Below are 22411 nucleotides of genomic sequence, written 5' to 3' on the forward strand. Positions count from 1 at the left end.
GGTGATCTCCCTACTGCGGGGACGGTCGTCAGATGGGCAGGACGAACGCGAGCGCGACGGTGATGATGAAGAGTGCCTCAGCGAGAACGAAGCCAAGGATGGCGATCGACTGCAGGCGGCTCTGGGCCTCGGGCTGACGGGCGACACCGCTGATGAACGCGGCGAAGATCAGGCCGATACCGACACCGGGACCGATGGCGGAGAGGCCGAGGCCGATCATGTTGATGGAGCCTTCCACGGCTTTTCCTTTCGTCGGCGACGCGTCCATCGCGCCGCTGTTTGGCGAAACTTGTGGTGGGTCAGTGCTCGTCCGCGAGCGCTTCCCCGATGTACATCGAGCTGAGCAGGGTGAAGACGTACGCCTGGAGGAACATCACCAGCATCTCCAGGAAGCTGACCCCGATGCCGAGGGCGAACGACAGGATGCCCACGCCGGCGTACAGCGCGTTGCCGCTGGTGAGCAGGGCCGCACCGCCGGTCGCGAACAGGATCAGCAGCAGGTGGCCGGCGAACATGTTGCCGAACAGACGCAGCGTGAGCGTGACGGGCCGGACGAGGATGTTGGAGAAGAACTCCAGCGGGACCAGCAGGATCAGGATCGGCCCGCCGACGCCCGCGGGCATGGTGGCGTGCTTGAAGTATCCGAACACCCCGTGCTTCCACATGCCGGCACCGATGTAGATGAGCCACGAGATGAGGGCGAGCGGTATGACGAACCCGATGCGGGACATCGTGGGGAACTGCAGGAACGGGAAGATGCCGTAGTAGTTGTTCACCAGGATGAACATGAACAGCGAGAACAGGTAGGGCACGAACTTCATGAAGTGCTCGCTGCCGATGTTGTCGCGGGCGAGCGTGTTGCGCACGAAGCCGTAGACCGTCTCCCCCGCGAACTGGAGCCGACCCGGCACCATCTGCGCGTTGCGGGAGGCCGAGATCGTGAACGCCAGGATGAGCACCGCGGAGAGGATCAGCAGCAGCATCGGCTTGGTGACGCCGAAGCCGGCGACCTCGAAGACCGGCGGCAGCTCGAAGCTGCCGGGTCCGGGCGCGATGAAACCACCGTCGCCACCCTCCGCCGCTACGGGTGTCGCCTCGCTCAGGCTCACGTGCACGCTCACTCTCTCTCCTGCCTTAGCTCTGCTTGTCCTGCCGCGAGGCAAGCCCGCCGAACCGACCAAAAGTCATGTAGATCGCCAGCGCGACCCCGAACACGATCCCGACAGCGACCAGGAATCTCGTGCCCAGCCATCGATCGAGACCCCAACCGATGAGGCCGTAGACCGCTGCACCCGAGACGAGGTAAGAGAACGCCAACCAGGGGTCGCCGTGAGGGGGTTCGTCCGAGTGCATCGACGGAGCCTTCCGCTGAGCCATCGCGAACCGGACGATAGCAGGTGTGGTGGGTCATCACGCACCCGCCTCCGGGAGGTCGTAGACGGGGATCCGCGCCCGCGTCGCGGCCACGATCTGGGCCACCATCCAGGCCAGCGTGGCCACCGCGACGCCTCCCCCGAACCAGCGTCGGTCGAGGGTGTCGGCCATCATCCCGCTGCGCACGAGCTGGAGCACGACCGCGGCCATCACGACCAGCTGGAGGGCGTAGGTCACGAGCGCCACGAGCACCGTGGCACCGGGCATGACGGAGGCCACCGTGTTGAGCACGAAGACGCCGAAGCCGATCACCACCACCACCAGCAGGGTGCTCAGGAGGACGCTGCGGACCGCGGTGGCGTCGGCGACCAACCAGGCGACGAGCGTCATCACGAGACCCGCCACGAGCGCCGCACCGGCCGCCCCGAGGAGCACGGAGGCACCCGGTCGGGTGTCCTGCTTCGACTCGGTCGTCATGGTGGCGGCCGTCCTGTGGAGGGGGTCTGTCAACGGTGCTGCGGGGCGGTCCGAACAGTGCTCCGACCGCTCGTGAAAACTATCACAAAGTCCCCGTGGGCTCCGAACCGACGATTTCCGCCCCGGGGTGGCCGGGCTTCTTGAGCACCGGGACGAGGAAGGTGAGGGCGACGGTCAGCGCGAACATCGTGCCGAGGCTCCACCACATCCACGGACCGCTGTAGAGGCTGGTCAGCACCGCACCGCAGGAGACGAGCCCCGCCCACAGCCACATGATGAGCACGGCCCGTCGCTGCGAGTGCCCGATCTCGAGCAGCCGGTGGTGCAGGTGCTGCTTGTCGGGGGCGAACGGCGAGCGGCCCGCACGCGTGCGTCGTACGACGGCGAGCACGAGGTCGGCGACCGGCACCATCAGCAGGGACACCGGCAGCAGGACCGGCAGCACCGCGACGAAGATGCTGTTGCCGTCGGAGGAGATGTCGGTGCCGTTGAACTGCCCGGTGAGGGTCAGGGTGCTCGCCGAGAACACGAGCCCCAGCAGCATCGAGCCGGAGTCCCCCATGAAGAGCCGGGCCGGGTGGAAGTTGTGCGGCAGGAAGCCCGCGCAGACCCCGGCGAGCGCGGCGCTGAGGAGGGCGCCCGTGGTGGCCAGGGTGAGGTCCTTCTGCGCGGTGAGGACGTAGCAGAAGACGAAGAACGCCACCGCGCCGATGCAGACCACGCCCGAAGCCAGGCCGTCGAGACCGTCGACGAAGTTGACGGCGTTGATGGTCGCCACCACCACGATGACGGTGAGGAGTGCCCCCTGGGTGGGGTCCAGGAGGAACTGGGAGCCGTCGCTGCCGGGCAGGTAGTAGAAGCGCACGTCGAAGTAGACGAGCAGACCCGCGGCGAGGACCTGTCCCCCGAGCTTGGTGAGCGCGTCGATCTCGAAGATGTCATCGACGACGCCCACCGCGCAGATGAGCGCACCGGCGACCAGCACCACGCCCGCGTCGCGGAAGACGAACGGGTCGCTGCCGGACAGGAACGGCAGCTCGCGGGCCACGAGGTAGGCCGCGACGAGCCCGCCCAGCATCGCCAGGCCACCGAGGTAGGGGATCGGCGCGTCGTGCACGTCGCGGTCCCGGACCGCGGCCACCGCCCCGCTGCGCAGGGCGATCTCCCTTGCGATCACGGTCAGCAGGTAGGTGGAGGTGCCGGCCACCAGGAAGACGAGGAGGTACTCGCGCATCAGGGCTCGTCGGTGAGGGTCACGCCGAGCGTCTCGAGGGCCTCGTTGAGCTGGTCGAGCGAGAGCGCACCCCGGCGCAGGATGCGGCCGTGCGGGCCGGTGCAGTCGACGATCGTCGACGCCTCCCCGCCGAGGGCCGGGCCACCGTCGATGACGACCTCGACGTCGGCGCCGAGCATCTCCTCGACCTCGTCGGCGTCGCGGGCCGGCGGACGGCCGGTGGTGTTGGCCGAGCTCACGGCCAGCGGGCCGGTGCGCTCCAGCAGCGCCAGCGCGAGCTCGTGGTCGGGCATCCGCACCGCGACCGTGCCGCGGGTCTCCCCCAGGTCCCACTGCAGCGAGGTCTGCTGGCGGCACACGATGGTCAGCGGACCGGGCCAGAAGCGCTCGACGAGCGCACGGGCGTAGTCCGGCACCCCGACGGCCAGGGCGTCGAGGGTCGTCGCGGTGCTCACCAGCACGGGCGGGGGCATGTCGCGGCCGCGGCCCTTGGCGTCGAGCAGCGCCTGGACGGCGTCGGGCTCGAACGCGTCCGCCGCGATGCCGTAGACCGTGTCGGTCGGCAGCACCACGAGCAGGCCCCGCCGCAGGGCAGCCGCCGCTGCGTCGATGGCCGCCTCTTGCTCGTCCTCGGTCGTCACGCCCAGCCGTTTCACGCGCTCATCGTGCCAGTCGCGCCGTGGTGAAGCGTGGACGACCTGCCAGATCGCGGTGGTCGGCCACGTCGGCCCACCGTCCGGCGGACCGCAGGACGGCCGGTGCGAGCTCGCCCTGGGCATCGGCGTGCTCGAAGCCGAGCACTCCCCCGGGTCGCAGGAGCAGGGCGGCGCGGACCGACAGGACCCGGATGGCGTCCAGCCCGTCATCACCGGAGTAGAGGGCCAGGTGGGGGTCGTGGTCGCGGGCCTCGACCGCCACCGACTCCCAGGCCCACAGGGGGATGTACGGCGGGTTGCACACCACCACGTCGACCGTGCCGAGCAGGTCCTCGAAGGCGGTGGCGAAGTCGCCGTGGCGCAGGTCGACCCCGGTCCCGGCCAGGTTGCGCTCGGCCCAGGCGAAGGCACCCTCGTCGAGCTCCACCGCGTGGACCCGGGCAGCCGGGACCTCGTCGGCCACCGCGCGGGCGATGGCGCCGGACCCGGTGCAGAGGTCGACGACGACCGGCGAGTCCAGGTCCGCCACGGCGTCGATCGCCCAGCCGGCCAGCAGCTCGGTCTCCGGCCGGGGCACGAAGACCCCCGGCCCGACGAGCAGCTCGACGTGGCGGAAGGCGGCGCTGCCGGTGAGGTGCTGGAGCGGCTCSCGGGCCGCCCGCCGCGCCACCAGCGCGTCGTACTGCTCCTGCTGGTCCGGCGTGACGTCGTCGACGAGGACGAGGCGGCCGAGGGGCACGTCGAGGACGTGGGCGAGCAGCAGCTCGGCGTCCCGCTCCGGGGACGCAACGCCGGCCTCGCGGAGGACGTCGGCGGCCGCGCGGCGCAGGGCCCGGGTCACTGCTCGAGCGCCTCGAGCCGGGCCGCCAGGTCGGCGTCGATGCAGGACTGGAGGACGGGACCGAGGTCCCCGTCGAGCACCTGGTCGAGGTTGTAGGACTTGTAGCCGGTGCGGTGGTCGGAGATGCGGTTCTCCGGGTAGTTGTAGGTGCGGATCCGCTCGGAGCGGTCCACGGTGCGGACCTGGCTGCGGCGGGCCTCGCTGGCCTCGGCGTCGGCCGCCTCCTGCGCGGCGGCCAGCAGCCGCGCCCTCAGGATGCGCATCGCCGACTCCTTGTTCTGGAGCTGGCTCTTCTCGTTCTGGCAGCTCGCCACGATGCCGGTCGGGACGTGGGTGATCCGCACCGCCGAGTCGGTCGTGTTGACGCTCTGCCCACCCGGGCCCGACGAGCGGTAGACGTCGATGCGCAGGTCGGCGTCGTGGATCTCCACGTCGACGTCCTCGGCCTCCGGCATCACCAGCACGCCGGCGGCGCTGGTGTGCACGCGCCCCTGCGACTCGGTGACCGGCACCCGCTGCACGCGGTGGACGCCACCCTCGAACTTGAGCAGGGCGTACGGCGCCCGGCCGGGCTCCGGCGTGCCCTTGGCCTTGACCGCCACGGTGACCGACTTGTAGCCGCCGAGGTCGGACTCGGTGGCGTCGAGGACCTCGGTGCGCCAGCCGTGGGCCTCGGCGAAGCGGGAGTACATGCGCAGGAGGTCGCCCGCGAAGAGCGCGGACTCCTCGCCGCCCTCCCCCGACTTGACCTCGAGGAGCGCGTCCTTGGCGTCGGTCGGGTCGCGCGGCACGAGGAGGTGGCGCAGCCGCTCCTCGGCCTTCTCGCGGCGGGCCTCGAGCACGACGGCCTCGTCGGCGAACGCGGGATCCTCCGAGGCGAGCTCACGGGCCGCCTCGATGTCCTCGGCGAGCTGGAGCCAGTCGCGCCACGTGGCCACCACCGCGCTGAGCTCGGCGTAGCGCTGATTGAGGCGCTTGGCCAGCCGCTGGTCGGCGTGCGTCTCGGGCGCGGCGAGCTGCTCCTCGAGCTCGGCGTGCTCGGCGACGAGTCCCTCGACGGCCTCGAACATCACTGGGCTCCTGGGGTCACGGCGTACGGGCGGATGGCTGGCGACAAATGCCTCGCGCTCTTGCGCGACAAATGCACAGCGCCGACCTCCCGCGGTGCGGGAGGCCGGCGCTGGAGGAAAGCTACTTGCTCTCGGCCTTCTCGGCCGGAGCAGCCTTCTTGGCGTAGCGAGCCTCGAAGCGGGCGACGCGGCCGCCGGTGTCGAGGATCTTCTGCTTGCCGGTGTAGAACGGGTGGCACTGCGAGCAGACATCGGCCTTGAGCGAGCCGGAGGTCGCGGTGCTGCGGGTGGTGAACGTCGCGCCACAGGTGCAGGTGACCTGGGTGTCGACGTACGCCGGGTGGATGTCCTTCTTCATGGGATTCCTCTCGAGCCAATGCCGCCGGGTCGTCCACACGCGGCTGCGTGGACGTGAACCGGAGCCAGCACACAAGTGTGCCACCCGTGACAACGCGCCGCCCAATCGGGGCATTCCCTCGACGGGGCGCGCCCCTCGGCCGGGTCAGCGGCTCCGGGAGAGCAGCGCCTCCACGCGGGTCGCGAGCTCGCGCGGGCTGAAGGGCTTGGTGATGTAGTCGTCGGCACCGGACCCGAATCCGGTCTCGACGTCGGACTCCTGGGCCCGCGCGGTCAGCAGGATGACGGGCAGGTCGGCGAGCGCCTCGTCGGCGCGGATGAGGCGCACCGCGTCGAGGCCCGACAAGCCGGGCATCATCACGTCGAGCACGGCCAGGTCGGGCCGGTCGGCCTGGCAGGCGTCGACCGCCGCCTGGCCGTCGGACACCGCGACGATCTCGTGCCCGAGCGTGGAGAGCTTGAACTCCACGAGCTCCCGGATGTCGATGTCGTCGTCGGCCACCACGATGCGTGCCATGTCCGTCTCCTCGATCCTGTCCCTGTCGACCCTAGCCCGCGTCAGCGACGCTTCGCGGCGGCGGCCGCCGGGGCCCGCTGGACCTGCGTCAGCAGCTCGATGTTGGACTGCGTCGCCCGCACCCGCCCGAGGACGTCGTCGTGCGCCTCGACCGCGGTGCGGTCGAGCAACGAGCGTCGCAGCTTCTCCACGATCTCCAGCTCCTCGCGGCTGAGGAGCAGGTCCTCGCGCCGCGTGCTGGAGGCGAGGACGTCGACCGCGGGGAACGTACGCCGCGCGGCGACGTCGCCGCTCAGCCGCAGCACGCTGTTGGCGGTGCCGGTGAACTCCTCGAGGATGACCTCGTCGGTCGCCGAGCCCGTGTCCACCAGCGCGGTGGCCAGGATGGTGAGCGACCCGCCCTGCTCGATGTTGCGCGCGGCGCCGAAGAACTTCTTCGGCGGGTGCAGCGCCGTCGCGTCCACACCACCGGCGAGCACCCGGCCGTTGGCCGGTGCCGCCAGGTTGTAGGCCCGGCCGAGGCGGGTGAGCGAGTCGAGCAGCACGACCACGTCGTGGCCGAGCTCGACGAGTCGCTTGGCCCGCTCGATCGCCAGCTCCGCGACCATGGTGTGGTCGGTGGAGGGCCGGTCGAAGGTCGAGGCGATCACCTCGCCCTTGACCTGGCGCTGGAAGTCGGTGACCTCCTCGGGACGCTCGTCGATGAGCACGATCATCAGGTGGCAGTCGGGGTTGTTGCGCGAGATCGACGCCGCGATCGACTGCAGCACGGTGGTGGTGCCCGCGTCCGGCGGCGCCAGCACGAGCCCGCGCTGACCCTTGCCGATCGGGGCCACGAGGTCGATCATCCGGCCGACCAGGTTGCCCGAGTCTGTCTCGAGCCGGAGCCGGTCGTCGGGGTGCACCGGGGTGAAGGAGTCGAAGTCGACCCGCTCGCGCGCCGCCTCCGGGTCCGCCCCGTTGACGTTGTCGATGCGCACCATCGGGTTGAACTTCTCCTTGCGCTCGCCCTCGCGGGGCTGGCGCACCTGGCCGACGATGGCGTCGCCGCGGCGCAGGCCGAACTTCCGCACCATCGACAGGGAGAGGTACACGTCGTCGGTCCCGGGCAGGTAGCCGGAGGTGCGGACGAAGGCGTAGTTGTCGAGCACGTCGAGGATGCCCGCCGCCGGGACGAGCACGTCGTCGTCGAGCACGGTGGTGTCGGGCTCGTTGCGGCTGCCCGGGCGGTTGACCGCCCGCTCGCGGTCCCGGCCGCGACGGCGACGGTTGCGGCGGCTGCCGCCCTCGCCGTCGTCGTCGAGGTCCTGCTGGTCCTGGGCGCCGTGCTGGCCCTGGTTCGACTGGCCCTGGTTCGACTGGCCCTGGTTGGGCTGGCTGTTCTGCTGGGCGCCCTGCTTGCCCTGCTGGTCGCGGGACTGCTGGTCGCGGGACCCGGCCTGCTGGCCGTCCTGCCGGTCCTGGCGGTCCTGGCGGTCCTGGCGGTCCTGGCGGTCCTGGCCGCGCTGGCCCTTCTGGTCCTGACCCTTCTGGTCCTGGCCCTTCTGGTCCTGGCCCTTCTGGTCGGGCTTGGAGCGCTGGTCGTCCTGCCCTGCGTCGTCCTGCTGGCGGGCCTGGTTGCGCGTGCGCTGGCGCGACGAGCGCGTCTCGGCCTGACCGTCGGACGACTGGGACTCGCCCTGCGCCTCCTGGGCGGCGCGGTCCTCGCGGGCCGGGCGGTCGTCGCGGGCGGGCCGGTCCTCGCGGGTGGGCCGCTCGTCCTGGGCCGGCTGGGCCGGGGCGTCGGCGCTCGGGGCCTGCTCGACGGCCGCGGCGGCAGTACGGCGTGCGGGGCGCTGGGTGCGGGTGACACGCGGGGCGCTCGAGGCGGCCGCCGCGGGCGCACCGGCGGCGGCCGCGGCCGGGGGCGCGCTCTCGCCGGACGTCGCGGACGGCCCGGACTGGGCTCCCTTGATGGCGTCGACGAGCTGCGCCTTCTTCATGGAGCCCGCGCCGGAGATGCCCATGCCCGCGGCCATCGACTTGAGGTCGGCGAGGAGCATGGAGCTGAGCCCGCCGCCACGCTTCTTGGCGCTGGGCGTTGCTGAGTCGGTCACGTGAGCCCTTCCCACGCTTGGAGCCGGCCCCGGACACGGGGCTGGCTGGTGCTGACAGGTGGTCCCGGGACCGGCTGGTCGCGTGCCGCTCGAGGAGGACACGCCGGGAGGAGAGGGTGCTCCCTCGCCAGCGGCAGGACCGCAGCGGCGGGAGCTCACGCCGATACGGCGCGCCCACAGGCTAGCAGGGCCGTCGCGTCAGTCGGCCACCACGACGCCGCGCGCCTCGACGTCGAGGACGTGGTGCGTCCAGCCGGGCGGCGTCAGGTCGGTGAGGTCACGCCGGCCCGCGCCGACGAGGGCGAGCACGGTCGGCCCCGCGCCACTGATGACGGCGGGGATCCCATCGGCCCGCAGCCGGTGCACCAGGGCGAGCGAGTCGGGCATGGCCGGCTCGCGCTGCTCCTGGTGCAGGTAGTCGCGGGTGGCGACGAGCAGGTGCTCGGGCCGCCCGGCCAGGGCGGCGACCAGCAGTGCCGCCCGGCCGCTGTTGGCAGCCGCGTCGGCGTGCGGCACCGTCGCCGGCAGGAGGCCGCGAGCGACCTCGGTGGCCACGGGAGTGGACGGCACGAAGACCTCGGCCCGCACACGCGGGTCGACGGCCGACGGGACGGCGTACCACTCCCCCGCCTCGCGCCCGCAGATGACGAAGCCGCCCAGCAGCGCCGGCGCGACGTTGTCGGGGTGGCCCTCGATGTCGGCCGCGATCCGCAGCAGTGCCGCGTCGTCGAGCAGCAGCCGGCCGCCCGCGACGAGGGCCCGGGCCAGCGCGACCCCGGCGACGATGGCCGCGGACGACGAGCCGAGACCACGGCTGTGGGGGATGACGTTGCGGCAGGTCAGGCGCAGCCCGGGCGGTCGCGCGTCCATGGCGTCGAACGCCGCGTGCATCGACCGCACGACGAGGTGCGAGGCGTCGCGGGGCACGTCGGCGGCACCCTCGCCGGTGACCTCCACCTCGATCCCCGAGGCGGTCACCTCGGCCTCGAGCTCGTCGCGCAGCGAGAGCGCCAGCCCGAGGGCGTCGAAGCCCGGACCCAGGTTGGCGGACGTGGCGGGGACGGTGACCCGGACGGGCCCGTCGACGTAGGTCGCCATGCCTCAGATGAGCCCGGCGGCCGCGGCCGCGGCGTCCACGTCGGCGTCCACCACGGTGTCGACGATGTCGCCGAAGGACTCGAGCGCGGTGGCGGTGTCCTTGAGGCCGTGGCCGGTCACCGTGATCGCCACCGTCGCGCCGGCGTAGCTCTCCCCCGCAGCGAGCTCGGAGAGCAGCCCGGCGATCCCCGCGGCCGAGGCCGGCTCGACGAAGACGCCGTCGTTGCGGGCCAGCTCGACCTGGGCCGCCAGGATCTGCGAGTCCGACAGGGCGGCGAACCGGCCGCCGGACTCGTGCGCGGCCGCCTCGGCGAGCTTCCACGAGGCGGGGTTGCCGATCCGGATGGCGGTTGCCTTGGTCTCCGGGTCGGGGAAGGGCTCACCGGTCACCAGCGGAGCGGCACCCTCGGCCTGGAAGCCCCGCATGACCGGCCGCTTGGACGACCGGCCGAGGTCGGCGTACTGCTCGTAGCCCATCCAGTAGGCCGAGATGTTGCCGGCGTTGCCGACGGGCAGCAGGTGGTAGTCGGGGGCGTCGCCGAGGAAGTCGCAGATCTCGAACGCCGCGGTCTTCTGGCCCTGGAGCCGGACCGGGTTGACCGAGTTGACCAGCGCGACCGGGTAGTCCCAGGCGAGGCCCTTGGCCATGTGCAGGCAGTGGTCGAAGTTGCCGCGCACCATGATGATCTGCGCGCCGTGCACGACAGCCTGCGCCATCTTGCCGGCAGCGATCTTGCCCTCGGGCACGAGGACGAGCGGCTTGAGGCCGGCCTTCGCGGCGTAGGCCGCCATCGAGGCCGACGTGTTGCCGGTCGAGGCGCAGACGACGGCCTGGGCCCCCTCGTGCTTGGCGACCGAGATGGCGGTCGTCATGCCGCGGTCCTTGAAGGACCCGGTGGGGTTGTCGCCCTCGACCTTGAGCCACACCTGGCCGCCCGTCAGCGACGAGAGCCACTCCGAGTGCACGAGCGGAGTGCCGCCCTCACGCAGGGTCACGGCCTCGAGGCCCTCGGGCAGCAGGTCGATGAGGTCGCGGTACTCCTCGATGAGGCCGCGCCACTGGTGGCGTGCCCAGGGGGCGTCCATCACTCGTCGCCCCCCTCGACGCGCATCACCGAGGTGACGTCGCGGACGATGTCCATGGTGCGCAGGTGCTCCACGGTGGCGCTCAGCGCGGCGTCGGTCGCGGCGTGCGACACCACGACGAGCTGGGCGTCGGCGCCCCGCCCCTCCTGGCGCACGGTCTGGATCGACACGCCCTGGTCGGCGAAGGCCGTCGCGACCGCGGCGAGCACGCCCGAGCGGTCGTCGACGTCGAGGGCCACGTGGTAGCGCGTGCGGGTCTCCCCCATCGGCAGCACCGCACGATCGGCGTACGCCGACTCCCCGGCGCCGCGGGTGCGCGCGAGGCGGTTGCGGGCGACGGTCACCAGGTCGCCGAGCACGGCGCTCGCCGTCGGCGACCCGCCGGCCCCGGGGCCGTAGAACATGAGCTGGCCGGCAGCCTCGGACTCCACGAAGACCGCGTTGTACGCCTCGCGCACGCTGGCCAGCGGGTGCGAGCGCGGGATCATGGCCGGGTGGACGCGCACGGCCACCTGGTCGTCGCGCAGCTCGCAGATGGCGAGCAGCTTGACCACCGAGCCCATCTCGCGGGCCGAGGAGATGTCGCCCGCGGTCACCTCGGAGATGCCCTCGCGGTAGACGTCGGCCGCGGTGACCCGGGAGTGGAAGGCCAGGCTGGCCAGGATCGCGGCCTTGGCGGCGGCGTCGAAGCCCTCGACGTCCGCCGTCGGGTCGGCCTCGGCGTAGCCGAGCTCCTGGGCCTCCTCGAGCGCCTCGGAGAAGCCGGCGCCCGAGGTGTCCATCTTGTCGAGGATGAAGTTGGTGGTGCCGTTGACGATGCCGAGCACCCGGGTGACCCTGTCCCCGGCCAGCGACTCGCGCAGCGGCCGCAGGATCGGGATGGCGCCGGCGACGGCGGCCTCGTAGTAGAGGTCGCGGTCGGCCTTCTCGGCCGCCTCGAAGAGCGTCGGGCCGTCCTCGGCCAGCAGCGCCTTGTTGGCGGTGACGACGCTGGCGCCGTGGTCGAGCGCCGAGAGGATCAGCGAGCGCGCGGGCTCGATGCCCCCGATGACCTCGACGACCAGGTCGACGTCGTCGCGGGCGACCAGCCCGGCGGCGTCGGTGGTCAGCAGGTCGGCCGGCACGTCCACCTCGCGGGCGGCGTCGAGTCGGCGTACGGCGACCCCCACCAGCTCGACGGGTGCACCGACCCGGGCCTCGAGGTCCCCGGCCTGCTCGGTCAGCAGCCGCACCACCTGCGACCCGACCGAGCCGCACCCGAGCACCGCGACCCGGAGCCTGTCCGGTCGCTTGTCTCCCTCACCCATCACGCACCCACGTCTGTCGACAGCACATCGTCCTCAGTCTCGCGCCTCAGCACCACGGAGGTCTTCCCGTCCCGCACAGCGATCACCGGAGGACGTAGCGCGTGGTTGTAGTTGGAGGCCATGGCCCGGCAGTAGGCGCCGGTGCCGGGCACGGCCACCAGGTCGCCGGGTCGCACGTCGCCGGGCAGGAACTCGTCCTTGACGACGATGTCGCCCGCCTCGCAGTGCTTGCCGACGACGCGGGCCAGGATGGCCGGCGCGTCCGAGGCGCGCGAGGCGAGCGTGCAGGAGTAGTCGGCGTCGTACAGGGCGGTGCGGATGTTGTCGCTCATCCCGCCGTCGACCGAGACGTAGGTGCGCCGCGCGCCGCCGTCGAGGGCGACCTCCTTGACGGTGCCCACCTCGTAGACCGTGCACATGGCCGGGCCGACGATCGCCCGGCCGGGCTCGATGGACAACCGGGGCACGTCGACGGCGAGCGCCCGGCACTCGTGCTCGACGATCTTGGTCAGCTCGGTCGCGAGCTGCGCGGGGTCGCTGGGGTCGTCCTGGGTCGTGTAGGCGATGCCGAAGCCGCCCCCGAGGTCCATCTCGGGCATCTGCACGCCGAGCTCCTCGCTGACGCGGGCGTGCAGGGCGAGCACGCGGCGGGCCGCGACCTCGAAGCCGGAGGAGTCGAAGATCTGGCTGCCGATGTGGCTGTGCAGGCCGAGCAGGCGCAGCCCCGGCGCCGCCTCGACGCGGCGTACGGCCTCGAAGGCGTCGCCCGAGGCGATGGAGAAGCCGAACTTCTGGTCCTCGTGGGCGGTGGCGATGTACTCGTGGGTGTGGGCCTCGACGCCGGCGGTGACCCGGATCATCACGCCGATGGTGCGGCCGAGTCCCGACACCACGGCGGCCAGCCGCTCGACCTCGTCGAAGGAGTCGACGATGACCCGGCCCACGCCGAGCCCGACGGCCCGCTCGAGCTCGCGCACCGTCTTGTTGTTGCCGTGGAAGCCCACCCGCTCCATCGGGAAGCCGGCCCGCTCGGCCACGGTCAGCTCGCCGCCGGAGCACACGTCGAGGTGCAGGCCCTCCTCGGCCAGCCACCTCACGGTGGTGGTGGAGAGGAACGCCTTGCCGGCGAAGAACACGTCGTACGCCGCGAACGCGTCGGCGAAGGCGCGGGCGCGCTCGCGGAAGTCGCGCTCGTCGAGGACGTACGCCGGGCTGCCGTGCTCGGCGACGAGGTCCGGCAGGCTCACGCCGCCGACGCTCAGCACGCCGTCGTCCTTGGCCGCCGTGGACGACCAGAGGATCGGGACGAGCGAGTTGGGGTCGGCGGGCTCACGCAACCAGTGCGGTCCGCCGGGTCGGGCCTGGCTGAGGGCGCCGTCGGCGTGGGCCCAGCCGGAGGGGTGCGAGGTGGGCACGACTCACATCCGCTCGGGGGCGGAGACGCCGAGGAGGTCGAGCCCGTTGGCCAGCACGACCCGGGTCGCGTCGACGAGCAGCAACCGGGCGCGGTGCAGGTCGGACGTCTCCTCGTCACCGCGGGGCAGCACCCGGCAGCTGTCGTAGAAGCGGTGGTAGGTCCCCGCCAGCTCCTCGAGGTAGCGGGCGACGCGGTGCGGCTCGCGCAGCTCGGCCGCCGCGGTGATGACGCGCGGCAGCTCGGCGAGCGCGCGGAGGAGCTCGCCCTCCTTGTCGTGCACCAGCAGGTGGGGGTGGCTCTCCGCCTTGACGCCGAGGTCGGCGGCGTTGCGCATGAGGCTCGCCACGCGGGCGTGGGCGTACTGGACGGTGAAGACGGGGTTGTCGTTGGTGGCGCGCGCCCACAGGTCGAGGTCGATGTCGATGGGGCTGTCGCTGCTGTAGCGGGCGAGCGCGTAGCGGGCCGCGTCGACGCCGATCGCCCCCACCAGGTCGTCGATGGTGACGACGGTGCCGGCCCGCTTGGACATCCGCAGCGGCTGGCCGTCGCGGAGCAGGTTGACCATCTGCCCGATGAGGATCTCGAGGTTGACGTGCGGCTCGTCGCCGAAGGCCGCGCACATCGCCATCATCCGGCCGACGTAGCCGTGGTGGTCGGCCCCGAGCATGATGAAGCAGCGGTCGAAGCCGCGCTCACGCTTGTCGAGGTAGTAGGCGAGGTCGCCGGACAGGTAGGCGCCCTGGCCGTCGGACTTGATGACGACCCGGTCCTTGTCGTCACCGAACTTCTCGGTGGCCAGCCAGGTGGCGCCGTCCTTCTCGTAGGTGTTGCCCAGCCCGGTGAGCCGCTCCACCGCCCGGTCCACCGCCCCGCTGCGGTGGAGGTCGTCCTCGTGGAAGTAGACGTCGAAGTCGACCTTGAAGTCGTGCAGCGACTGCTTGATCTCGGTGAACATCATCTCGACGCCGACCTGGCGGAAGACCTCCTGCGCCGCCGGGTCGTCGAGGTCCAGCACGTCGGGCCGCTGCTCCACGACCGAGCGGGCGATCTCGTGGATGTACTCCCCGCCGTACCCGTCCTCGGGGGCCTGGCGACCGCGGGCGCTGGCCAGGAGGGAGGAGCTGAAGCGGTCGATCTGGGCGCCGTGGTCGTTGAAGTAGTACTCCCGGGTGACGACGGCCCCGGTCTTCTCGAAGACGCGGCCGAGCGCGTCACCGACGGCCGCCCAGCGGACGCCCCCCAGGTGCAGCGGGCCGGTCGGGTTGGCGGAGACGAACTCGAGGTTGATCCGCTCCCCCGCGAACGTGTCGGACGAGCCGTACGCCGCCCCGGCGGCCACGATGTCGGCGGCGACCTGCCCCTGGGCGCCCGCCTCGACGGTGATGTTGAGGAAGCCCGGCCCGGCGACCTCGACGCCGGCGACACCGTCGGCGTCGGCCAGCCGGGCGGCCACCAGCGCGGCGAGCGCGCGCGGGTTGGTGCCCGCGCCGTCGACCTGCGCGGCCTTGGCGAGCTGGAGGGCGACGTTGGTGGCGTAGTCGCCGTGGCCCTTCTGGCGCGGCCGCTCCACGGTGACCGTCGTGGGCACGCCCTGCGGCAGCGCCACGGAGCCGTCCGCCACGAGGGACTCGAGGGCGTCGACGATGGTCAGGGAGAGCTGGCCGGGATTCACCGCGCCAGACTATCGGCGGGCAGGGGGGCGACCCGAACCGGTTTCACGGCTGCCGGTGCGATGTCACGGGGGCGGCACCGGGGTTGTAGGGTCTCCTTCGCGCACGCCTCCGTAGCTCAGGGGATAGAGCACTGGTTTCCGGTACCAGGTGCCGCAGGTTCGAATCCTGCCGGAGGCGCCATCCGATCAGTGGGGAACATCCGCCGGCCCAGGCCGGGCAGATGTTCCCCACTGTCGTTCCCGACAGTCCTCGCGAGACAGGTTCCAGCACGGCGCGTTTGGTGTAACACTGCGTTACATGAGCACGCTGATCTCGGGCCTCGCCCTCTCCCTCGCCTCCGCCGTGGCCGCCACGCTGGTCGCCTCCCCCGCCGTCGCCTCCCCCGCCGTCGCAGCCCCCGACTCGAGGCAGGCGCCGCAGCTGACCGACTTCGGCTACCGGGCCGACGTCTACGGGGTCAAGCTGGTGGCCGACAACGTGGAGGCCTTCGACGTCAAGGACGCCCACGCCCAGCTCCGCTGCACCCGCGCGGTCGGGCAGTCGGTCCGGCGGTCGTCCGCCGTGAGCGTGCCGGGCAACCCGCTGGTCCACGTCGCCGCGAGCACCAGCCGCACCGACACCTACAAGGTCGGCAACCGCCACGGCGTCCGCGGGGTCAACACGATCGGCGACATCCGGATCGGTGGCACCGTCAACGGCATCGCCACGCCCAGCCTGGTGATCGAGGGCCTGACCACCACGGCCGACGCCTTCCACACCCCGCAGGGCTTCGGCCACGCGGAGTCCTTCGACTTCGCCCGCATCCGCCTCGAGCTGCTCGCGGGCACGCCGCTCCAGGGCACCCCGCTCGAGCAGCTGCTCGCGCCGCTGGACCAGGTGACCACCACCGTCTTCGAGGGCACCGGCGACGCCGCCGACCAGGTCTTCGACGTGCTCCGCTCGGCCACCGCGCCCATCCAGGTCCCCGGTCTCGGGTCGATCGCGCTGGGCAAGGTGCGCGGCAACGCGTCGTCCAAGCGCGCCACCTCCGAGGCCATGGCCCTCGAGATCGTCGTCGACGCCGGCGGCAGCCGCCAGCTGGTGGAGATCGGCGCGGCCAACGCCCGCATCGGGGCGCCCGCGCCGGCCGGCGTCTTCCGCGCCGGTGGCACCGCGCTCGACTTCCAGGCCCTGCAGGGCGCCCTCCGGTTCGGCGGGGTCCAGCACAAGTCCCTGCCCTGCGAGGGCACGCTGGGTCGCACCCAGACGTTCCGGGTCCCCTCCGCGTCCGTGCTCTTCGGCCTGCTCGCCGACCTCCGCGACGTGACCTACACCCACCGCGGCAGCCAGGACGCGAGGCGTGACTTCGCCAAGGGGCTCACGGGCACCCGCATCGAGACCGTGTCGGTTCCCACCGTCGGGCTGGAGATCCGAGGCGTCGAGAGCTCGGTGCGGATGCGCGGCAAGGAGCGCAGGCCGGTGCGGGCGCGGGTCGCGACCACCATCACGTCGATCACCATGAACGGTCAGCCGGTCGCGGTCCCCGCCCCCGGTGGCACCACCGAGCTGCCGGGCGGCACCGGGCTGGTCCAGCGCGAGCTGGTCAGGCGGAGCCGGTACGGCGCGCGCGTCATCGCGCTGCGGGTCCAGCTCTTCGAGCAGGCCGTGGTGATGGACCTCGGCCTGTCCGACGGGCACATCTACCCGCGCTGAGCCTCGCCCTCAGGTCAGCACCCGCGCAGGGTGGCGTCGTCGCGGGCAGCGTCACCCAGCCGGCGGGCCTGGGCCACGTCCGGGAAGACCACGCTCTGCCCGGCGGCGGTGCCGATGCGGCCCCGGATCACGCAGGTGGTGATCCGGCCGGGCTCGACCTGGGCCACGGCCTGGGCGAGCTCGTAGATCTCCGCCGGCCCCAGGTCGGTGGACAGGTGCTTCATCACCGTCATCACGCCGCGCTCGATGAAGCCGGGACGGTCGGCCTCCGAGCGGATCCGGGCGTGGATGCCGCGCAGGGTGCGCTGCTGGTTGGCCGACCGGTCGAAGTCCCCGCCCGGGAGGTCGTAGCGGATCCGCGAGAAGGCCATCGCGTCGTACCCGCCGAGGCGGATGCGGCCCTGAGCGAAGCCCTCCTTCTTGAGGTTGGGGTCGGTGAAGCGGCGCGGGTTGCTGACCGTGATGCCGCCGATGTCGTCGACCATGTCCTCGAAGAACGGGAACCGGGTCACCATCACGTAGTCGGGGGTGATGCCGACGAGGTTGCGCATCGCCCCGGCCATGCCCTGGGGGCCGCCGAAGTAGAGCGCCGCGTTGATCTTGTTCATCCCGTGGCCGGGGATCGAGACCCACGAGTCGCGGGGCACGCCGATGGCGGTCGCGGCGTCGGTGCGGGTGTTGATGCCGATGAGCTGGAGGGCATCGCCCCGGGACCGCAGCATGTCCTGGCCGGGACGGGCGTCCGAGCCCACGGCCAGGATCCACACCACGTCCGGACCGACCGAGACACCACCGGCGCGCTTGACGCGCACCAGCTCGACCCCGGTCGGCTCGACGGCCGAGTCCGGGACGACGAGCGCGGCCACTGTGAGGACGGCGGCCAGCGTGACCGCGCGCAGGGAGCGGGAGAGGCGCGTCATGCCAGCCAGCCCTTCGTGACGTCGTAGCCGAAGACCCGCCACCCGGCGGGCTGGCGGGTGAGGAACACGCGACCGCGCACCTGCAGCCGGCGGCTCGGGGCGTCCGCGCCCGCGAGGTCGACCCGCATCCGCAGGTCGAAGCGCGCGGTCACCGACCGCACCCGGCGGTCCACGGCCAGCAGGTCCAGCCGCGCCTTGCGCATCAACGGGGTCACCGACACGACACGGTCGCCGATGTCGGCGTTGGACATGAGGTCGCGGTCGTACGTCGCGCGGCGGGTCGCGCCGGGCGTGAAGCCCGGGTAGCGGCCGAAGTCGGTGCGGGGGTACTCGCCCCCGACGTACGCCGCGTCCCACCAGCGGTCGAGGACGTCGGTGACCTGGACGCGCACGGCCTTGCGGCGGGTGCCGGGCAGCCGGCCGACCACGGTGCCGATCTCGGCCCGGGTGGTCAGGGGGGCGGGGCCGGACACCGACGTGGTGGTGGCGGTCTCGGTGGTGCCGGGGTCGGGGCTGGTGCTCGGGGCGTCGCTGCTGCAACCGGTCGCCGCGAGGACGACGGTGAGGGCGAGGACGAGAGCTCCGGGTCGGCTCCGGAAGGGGGTGCTCATCGGGTCTCCAGGGGTGTTTCGTGTGGCGCTCGTGACACCTTGCATCAAGGGGCGGTCGCGCCCCTGCATTTGCGGGCGTGTACGACTAGCCTTTGGGAGAACCAACTCCCCATCACGTGCCCAAAGTGGAAGAGGCGAAGCAACTCGTGGCGCAGTCACAGGCCGACCAGTCCGGATCAACCCCCGCACCGTCCGCGGATCTCGGAGCCAACGAATGGCTCGTGGAGGAGATGCGCGAGCAGTACGACAAGGACCCCGGCAGTGTGGGGCCGCAGTGGGCGGCCTTCTTCGGCGGGACCAGCAACGGCTCCAGCAACGGCACGGACGCGAAGGCCACGACCGCCCCGGTGAAGACCGCTCCCCAGGCGTCGAAGGGCCCCGCCAAGGCGCCCGCCGCCACGCAGCAGTCGGCCCCCGCCGCCACGAAGGCGCCCGAGCCCGCTGCGAAGCAGGAGTCCGCTTCCGCCGCGAAGCAGGAGTCCGGCTCCTCCGCCAAGCCCACCGCCAAGCCGCGCCCCGCGAGCGAGGCGGCCGAGCCCGCCAAGGGCACCAGCAAGCCGGTCGCCAAGGACGCCGCGCCCGCCGCGCCCGCTGCGGCGAGCGACGAGCCGACGCACACCACCCTGCGCGGCATCCCGGCGGCCACCGCCAAGAACATGGACCTCTCGCTGACCGTGCCGACGGCGACGTCGATCCGCACCCTCCCGGTCAAGCTGCTGTGGGACAACCGCACCGTCATCAACAACCACCTCGCCCGCGCACGCGGCGGCAAGGTCTCCTTCACGCACCTGATCGGCTACGCGCTGGTCAAGGCCCTGCGGTCGATGCCGGAGATGAACAACCACTACGCCGAGGTCGACGGCAAGCCCACGATGGTGGCGCCGGCGCACATCAACCTCGGCCTCGCCGTGGACCAGCAGAAGAAGGACGGCACCCGCCAGCTCGTCGTCCCGTCCATCAAGGGCTGCGAGACGATGGACTTCGCCGGCTTCTGGACGGCGTACGAGGAGGTCATCCGGCGCGCGCGTGACAACAAGCTCACGATGGACGACTACTCCGGCACCACGATGAGCCTCACCAACGTCGGCGGGCTGGGCACCAACCACTCCGTGCCGCGCCTGATGCCCGGCCAGGCCGTCATCGTCGGCGTCGGCGCGATGGAGTACCCCGCCGAATGGCAGGGCGCCTCGGACGAGGCCCTCAACCGCAACGGCGTCAGCAAGGTCATGACGATCACGTCGACCTACGACCACCGCGTCATCCAGGGCGCGCAGTCGGGCGAGTTCCTGCGCCGCGTCCACCAGCTGCTGCTGGGCGAGGACGACTTCTACGACGACATCTTCCGCTCGCTGCGGATCCCCTACGAGCCGATCCGCTGGGCCAAGGACATCGTCGCCAGCCACGACGACGACATCGTCAAGCAGGCCCGCATCCTCGAGCTCATCCACGCCTACCGCGTGCGCGGCCACATGATGGCCGACACCGACCCGCTCGAGTACCGCCAGCGCAGCCACCCCGACCTCGAGGTCGAGTCGCACGGGCTGACCCTGTGGGACCTCGACCGGGAGTTCGCGACCGGCTCCTTCGGGGGCGAGGGCCGCCGCTTCATGAAGCTGCGCAACATCCTCGGCATCCTGCGCGACTCCTACTGCCGCACCACCGGCATCGAGTACATGCACATCATGGATCCCGAGCAGCGCAAGTGGATCCAGCAGCGCGTGGAGCAGCCGCACACCAAGCCGCCCCGCGAGGAGCAGCTGCGCATCCTGCTCAAGCTCAACCAGGCCGAGGCGTTCGAGACGTTCCTGCAGACCAAGTTCGTCGGCCAGAAGCGCTTCTCCCTCGAGGGCGGCGAGACCACGATCCCGCTGATCGACGAGATCTGCGAGGCCGCCGCCGAGCAGGGCCTCGACGAGGTCGCGATCGGCATGGCCCACCGCGGCCGGCTCAACGTGCTCGCCAACATCGTCGGCAAGAAGTACAGCCAGATCTTCCGCGAGTTCGAGGGCAACATCGACCCGCGCACGGTCCAGGGCTCCGGGGACGTCAAGTACCACCTCGGTGCGGAGGGCGAGTTCCTGTCCGGCCTCGGTGACCGGATCAAGGTCTCCGTCGCGGCCAACCCGTCCCACCTCGAGGCGGTCGACCCGGTCCTCGAGGGCATCGCCCGGGCCAAGCAGGACGTCCTCAACAAGGGCGCCGAGTACCCCGTCCTCCCGCTCCTCGTCCACGGTGACGCGGCCTTCGCGGGCCAAGGCGTGGTCGCCGAGACGCTCAACCTCTCGCAGCTGCGTGGCTACCGCACCGGCGGCACCATCCACGTGGTCGTCAACAACCAGGTCGGCTTCACCACCTCCCCCGGCTCGTCGCGCTCGTCGCTCTACTGCACCGACGTGGCCCGGATGGTGCAGGCGCCGATCTTCCACGTCAACGGCGACGACCCGGAGGCGTGCATCCGCGTCGCCCGGCTCGCGTTCGAGTACCGCCAGGCGTTCAACAAGGACGTCGTCATCGACCTCGTCTGCTACCGCCGCCGCGGTCACAACGAGGGTGACGACCCGTCGTACACCCAGCCGCTGATGTACGACCTGATCGAGCAGAAGCGCTCGGTGCGCAAGCTCTACACCGAGTCCCTCATCGGCCGTGGCGACATCACCGTCGAGGAGGCCGAGCAGGTCCTCAAGGACTACCAGCAGCAGCTCGAGCGCGTCTTCACCGAGGTGCGCGAGGCGAGCAGCCAGCCGTCGGAGTGGACGACCGTCCCGGACTACCCGGACAAGCCCGCCGGCGAGTTCAGCACCGCCGTGTCCCCGGAGGTCCTCAAGCGGATCGCCGACGCCTACACGACGCCGCCCGAGGGCTTCACCGTCCACCCCAAGGTCATGCCGCAGCTGCAGCGCCGGGCCGCCGCGATCACCGACGGCCCGATCGACTGGGGCACCGGCGAGATCCTGGCCTTCGGCTCGCTGCTCATGGACGGCCGCCCGGTCCGGCTCGCCGGCCAGGACTCGCGCCGCGGCACGTTCGTGCAGCGCTTCGCGACGATCATCGACCGCACCAACGCCGACGAGTGGACGCCGCTGACCAACCTCACCGAGGACCAGGCGAAGTTCCACGTCTACGACTCGTTGCTCTCCGAGTACGCCGCCCTCGGCTTCGAGTACGGCTACTCCGTGGCGCGTCCCGACGCGCTCGTCCTCTGGGAGGCCCAGTTCGGTGACTTCGTCAACGGCGCCCAGACCGTCATCGACGAGTTCATCTCCGCAGGCCAGCTCAAGTGGCGCCAGCAGTCCGGCGTCGTGCTGCTCCTCCCCCACGGCTACGAGGGCCAGGGGCCGGACCACAGCTCGGCCCGCATCGAGCGCTTCCTCACCATGTCGGCCGAGGACGCGATGGTCGTGGCGCAGCCCTCGACCCCCGCGTCGTACTTCCACCTGCTAAGGCGCCACTCGCTCGGCGAGGAGCACCGCCCGCTGGTGGTCTTCACGCCCAAGTCGATGCTCAAGCGCAAGGAGGCCGCGTCCCAGCCCGCCGACTTCGTCGGGGACACGACCTTCCGCCCGTTCATCGGTGACGAGACGGCCGACCGCGACAAGGTGGAGACCCTGCTGCTCTGCTCGGGTCGGGTCACCTGGGACCTCATGGTCGAGCGCGGCAAGCGCGAGCACGGCGACACCGTCGCCATCGGTCGCATCGAGGCGCTCTACCCCAACCCGGTCGACGAGATCCGGGCCGAGATCGCCAAGTACCCCCACCTCAAGGCGGTCCGCTGGGTGCAGGACGAGCCCCGCAACATGGGCCCGTGGCCGCACTACCAGCTCAACGTGTGGCCCACCCTCGACGTGACCGTCGAGCCCATCACCCGGACGGCCTCGGCCTCCCCCTCGGTGGGCACGATCAAGCGGCACACCGAGGAGCAGAAGGCGCTGCTCGACGCTGCCTTCCAGCAGCCGAGCGCGGCCCCGGGTCGGGACTACTGAGGCTG

20 protein-coding genes and 1 tRNA gene are annotated in these 22411 nt (G+C 71.8%); 3 read left to right on the forward strand and 18 right to left on the reverse strand.

What is annotated here, in order from left to right; genetic code table 11:
* Nucleotides 1-28: 28 nt before the first annotated feature.
* From atpE to argS, 16 genes are all read right to left on the reverse strand, one after another.
* Entirely contained in the window at nucleotides 29-268 is a 240-nt protein-coding gene (gene atpE / locus ASG88_RS16210; RefSeq protein ID WP_199907451.1) for an ATP synthase F0 subunit C, read from the reverse strand.
* Nucleotides 269-299: 31 nt separating this feature from the next.
* Nucleotides 300-1121, reverse strand: coding sequence for a F0F1 ATP synthase subunit A (atpB, locus tag ASG88_RS16215; protein WP_235534884.1), 822 nt, complete (start codon nucleotides 1119-1121; stop codon nucleotides 300-302).
* A 13-nt stretch (nucleotides 1122-1134) separates the two neighbouring features.
* Entirely contained in the window at nucleotides 1135-1353 is a 219-nt protein-coding gene (locus ASG88_RS23350; RefSeq protein ID WP_056888630.1) for a hypothetical protein, read from the reverse strand.
* 57 nt (nucleotides 1354-1410) lie between these two features.
* Nucleotides 1411-1851: a hypothetical protein gene (locus ASG88_RS16225; RefSeq protein ID WP_056888476.1), complete on the reverse strand. Its 441-nt coding sequence runs from the start codon at nucleotides 1849-1851 to the stop codon at nucleotides 1411-1413.
* Between the two features lie 82 nt (nucleotides 1852-1933).
* Nucleotides 1934-3085, reverse strand: a complete 1152-nt coding sequence (locus ASG88_RS16230; RefSeq protein ID WP_056888477.1) for an MraY family glycosyltransferase — start codon at nucleotides 3083-3085, stop codon at nucleotides 1934-1936.
* Nucleotides 3085-3741 (reverse strand): L-threonylcarbamoyladenylate synthase, encoded by a 657-nt coding sequence (locus ASG88_RS16235; protein ID WP_056888478.1) that lies wholly within the window; start codon nucleotides 3739-3741, stop codon nucleotides 3085-3087. Before ASG88_RS16235 ends, ASG88_RS16230 begins: the two co-directional genes overlap by 1 nt.
* Before the next feature lie 4 nt (nucleotides 3742-3745).
* On the reverse strand, nucleotides 3746-4582 hold the full coding sequence (gene prmC / locus ASG88_RS16240) for a peptide chain release factor N(5)-glutamine methyltransferase (protein WP_056888479.1): 837 nt from the start codon (nucleotides 4580-4582) through the stop codon (nucleotides 3746-3748).
* Complete coding sequence (gene prfA / locus ASG88_RS16245) at nucleotides 4579-5652, reverse strand: peptide chain release factor 1 (RefSeq protein ID WP_056888480.1); 1074 nt, start codon at nucleotides 5650-5652, stop codon at nucleotides 4579-4581. The genes prmC and prfA overlap by 4 nt, the downstream gene beginning before the upstream one ends.
* Before the next feature lie 121 nt (nucleotides 5653-5773).
* Nucleotides 5774-6010 carry a 50S ribosomal protein L31 gene (gene rpmE, locus ASG88_RS16250; protein WP_056888481.1) on the reverse strand — a complete coding sequence of 79 codons (237 nt, stop codon included), beginning with the start codon at nucleotides 6008-6010 and terminating at the stop codon, nucleotides 5774-5776.
* Between the two features lie 144 nt (nucleotides 6011-6154).
* Entirely contained in the window at nucleotides 6155-6526 is a 372-nt protein-coding gene (locus tag ASG88_RS16255) for a response regulator transcription factor (RefSeq protein WP_056888482.1), read from the reverse strand.
* Nucleotides 6527-6567: 41 nt separating this feature from the next.
* Nucleotides 6568-8622 (reverse strand): transcription termination factor Rho, encoded by a 2055-nt coding sequence (gene rho / locus ASG88_RS16260; protein WP_321163829.1) that lies wholly within the window; start codon nucleotides 8620-8622, stop codon nucleotides 6568-6570.
* 198 nt (nucleotides 8623-8820) lie between these two features.
* Nucleotides 8821-9720 (reverse strand): homoserine kinase, encoded by a 900-nt coding sequence (thrB, locus tag ASG88_RS16265; RefSeq protein WP_056888484.1) that lies wholly within the window; start codon nucleotides 9718-9720, stop codon nucleotides 8821-8823.
* A gap of 3 nt (nucleotides 9721-9723) precedes the next feature.
* Entirely contained in the window at nucleotides 9724-10806 is a 1083-nt protein-coding gene (gene thrC, locus ASG88_RS16270; RefSeq protein ID WP_056888485.1) for a threonine synthase, read from the reverse strand.
* Nucleotides 10806-12113 (reverse strand): homoserine dehydrogenase, encoded by a 1308-nt coding sequence (locus ASG88_RS16275; protein ID WP_056888486.1) that lies wholly within the window; start codon nucleotides 12111-12113, stop codon nucleotides 10806-10808. The genes thrC and ASG88_RS16275 overlap by 1 nt, the downstream gene beginning before the upstream one ends.
* Complete coding sequence (gene lysA, locus ASG88_RS16280; RefSeq protein ID WP_082600569.1) at nucleotides 12113-13528, reverse strand: diaminopimelate decarboxylase; 1416 nt, start codon at nucleotides 13526-13528, stop codon at nucleotides 12113-12115. The genes ASG88_RS16275 and lysA overlap by 1 nt, the downstream gene beginning before the upstream one ends.
* A 3-nt stretch (nucleotides 13529-13531) precedes the next feature.
* On the reverse strand, nucleotides 13532-15202 hold the full coding sequence (gene argS / locus ASG88_RS16285; protein WP_056888487.1) for an arginine--tRNA ligase: 1671 nt from the start codon (nucleotides 15200-15202) through the stop codon (nucleotides 13532-13534).
* A 105-nt stretch (nucleotides 15203-15307) separates the two neighbouring features.
* Here argS and ASG88_RS16290 point away from each other — a divergent pair.
* Together ASG88_RS16290 and ASG88_RS16295 are read left to right on the forward strand one after the other, a co-directional pair.
* A tRNA-Arg gene (locus ASG88_RS16290) sits at nucleotides 15308-15383 on the forward strand.
* A 117-nt stretch (nucleotides 15384-15500) separates the two neighbouring features.
* Nucleotides 15501-16895, forward strand: coding sequence for a choice-of-anchor P family protein (locus tag ASG88_RS16295; RefSeq protein ID WP_056888488.1), 1395 nt, complete (start codon nucleotides 15501-15503; stop codon nucleotides 16893-16895).
* Nucleotides 16896-16909: 14 nt separating this feature from the next.
* Here ASG88_RS16295 and ASG88_RS16300 read toward each other — a convergent pair whose 3' ends face one another.
* Together ASG88_RS16300 and ASG88_RS16305 are read right to left on the reverse strand one after the other, a co-directional pair.
* Nucleotides 16910-17815, reverse strand: coding sequence for an LCP family protein (locus ASG88_RS16300; protein WP_056888489.1), 906 nt, complete (start codon nucleotides 17813-17815; stop codon nucleotides 16910-16912).
* Nucleotides 17812-18426: a hypothetical protein gene (locus ASG88_RS16305; RefSeq protein WP_056888490.1), complete on the reverse strand. Its 615-nt coding sequence runs from the start codon at nucleotides 18424-18426 to the stop codon at nucleotides 17812-17814. The genes ASG88_RS16300 and ASG88_RS16305 overlap by 4 nt, the downstream gene beginning before the upstream one ends.
* A gap of 230 nt (nucleotides 18427-18656) precedes the next feature.
* On the opposite strand from ASG88_RS16305, the gene ASG88_RS16310 reads away from it, so the two are divergent.
* Entirely contained in the window at nucleotides 18657-22406 is a 3750-nt protein-coding gene (locus ASG88_RS16310; protein ID WP_200956484.1) for a multifunctional oxoglutarate decarboxylase/oxoglutarate dehydrogenase thiamine pyrophosphate-binding subunit/dihydrolipoyllysine-residue succinyltransferase subunit, read from the forward strand.
* Nucleotides 22407-22411 lie beyond the last annotated feature (5 nt).

The sequence above is a fragment of the Nocardioides sp. Soil777 genome, assembly GCF_001428425.1.
Taxonomy (GTDB): Bacteria; Actinomycetota; Actinomycetes; order Propionibacteriales; family Nocardioidaceae; genus Nocardioides; species Nocardioides terrigena.

Bases quoted from the DNA above. Each gene is read 5' to 3' on its own strand.
- atpE (WP_199907451.1), bottom strand. From the start codon at position 268: ATGGACGCGTCGCCGACGAAAGGAAAAGCCGTGGAAGGCTCCATCAAC.
- ASG88_RS23350 (WP_056888630.1), bottom strand. From the start codon at position 1,353: ATGCACTCGGACGAACCCCCTCACGGCGACCCCTGGTTGGCGTTCTCT.
- ASG88_RS16225 (WP_056888476.1), bottom strand. From the start codon at position 1,851: ATGACGACCGAGTCGAAGCAGGACACCCGACCGGGTGCCTCCGTGCTC.
- ASG88_RS16230 (WP_056888477.1), bottom strand. From the start codon at position 3,085: ATGCGCGAGTACCTCCTCGTCTTCCTGGTGGCCGGCACCTCCACCTAC.
- prfA (WP_056888480.1), bottom strand. From the start codon at position 5,652: ATGTTCGAGGCCGTCGAGGGACTCGTCGCCGAGCACGCCGAGCTCGAG.
- rpmE (WP_056888481.1), bottom strand. From the start codon at position 6,010: ATGAAGAAGGACATCCACCCGGCGTACGTCGACACCCAGGTCACCTGC.
- ASG88_RS16255 (WP_056888482.1), bottom strand. From the start codon at position 6,526: ATGGCACGCATCGTGGTGGCCGACGACGACATCGACATCCGGGAGCTC.
- thrB (WP_056888484.1), bottom strand. From the start codon at position 9,720: ATGGCGACCTACGTCGACGGGCCCGTCCGGGTCACCGTCCCCGCCACG.
- thrC (WP_056888485.1), bottom strand. From the start codon at position 10,806: ATGGACGCCCCCTGGGCACGCCACCAGTGGCGCGGCCTCATCGAGGAG.
- ASG88_RS16275 (WP_056888486.1), bottom strand. From the start codon at position 12,113: ATGGGTGAGGGAGACAAGCGACCGGACAGGCTCCGGGTCGCGGTGCTC.
- ASG88_RS16295 (WP_056888488.1), top strand. From the start codon at position 15,501: ATGAGCACGCTGATCTCGGGCCTCGCCCTCTCCCTCGCCTCCGCCGTG.
- ASG88_RS16300 (WP_056888489.1), bottom strand. From the start codon at position 17,815: ATGACGCGCCTCTCCCGCTCCCTGCGCGCGGTCACGCTGGCCGCCGTC.
- ASG88_RS16305 (WP_056888490.1), bottom strand. From the start codon at position 18,426: ATGAGCACCCCCTTCCGGAGCCGACCCGGAGCTCTCGTCCTCGCCCTC.
- ASG88_RS16310 (WP_200956484.1), top strand. From the start codon at position 18,657: ATGCGCGAGCAGTACGACAAGGACCCCGGCAGTGTGGGGCCGCAGTGG.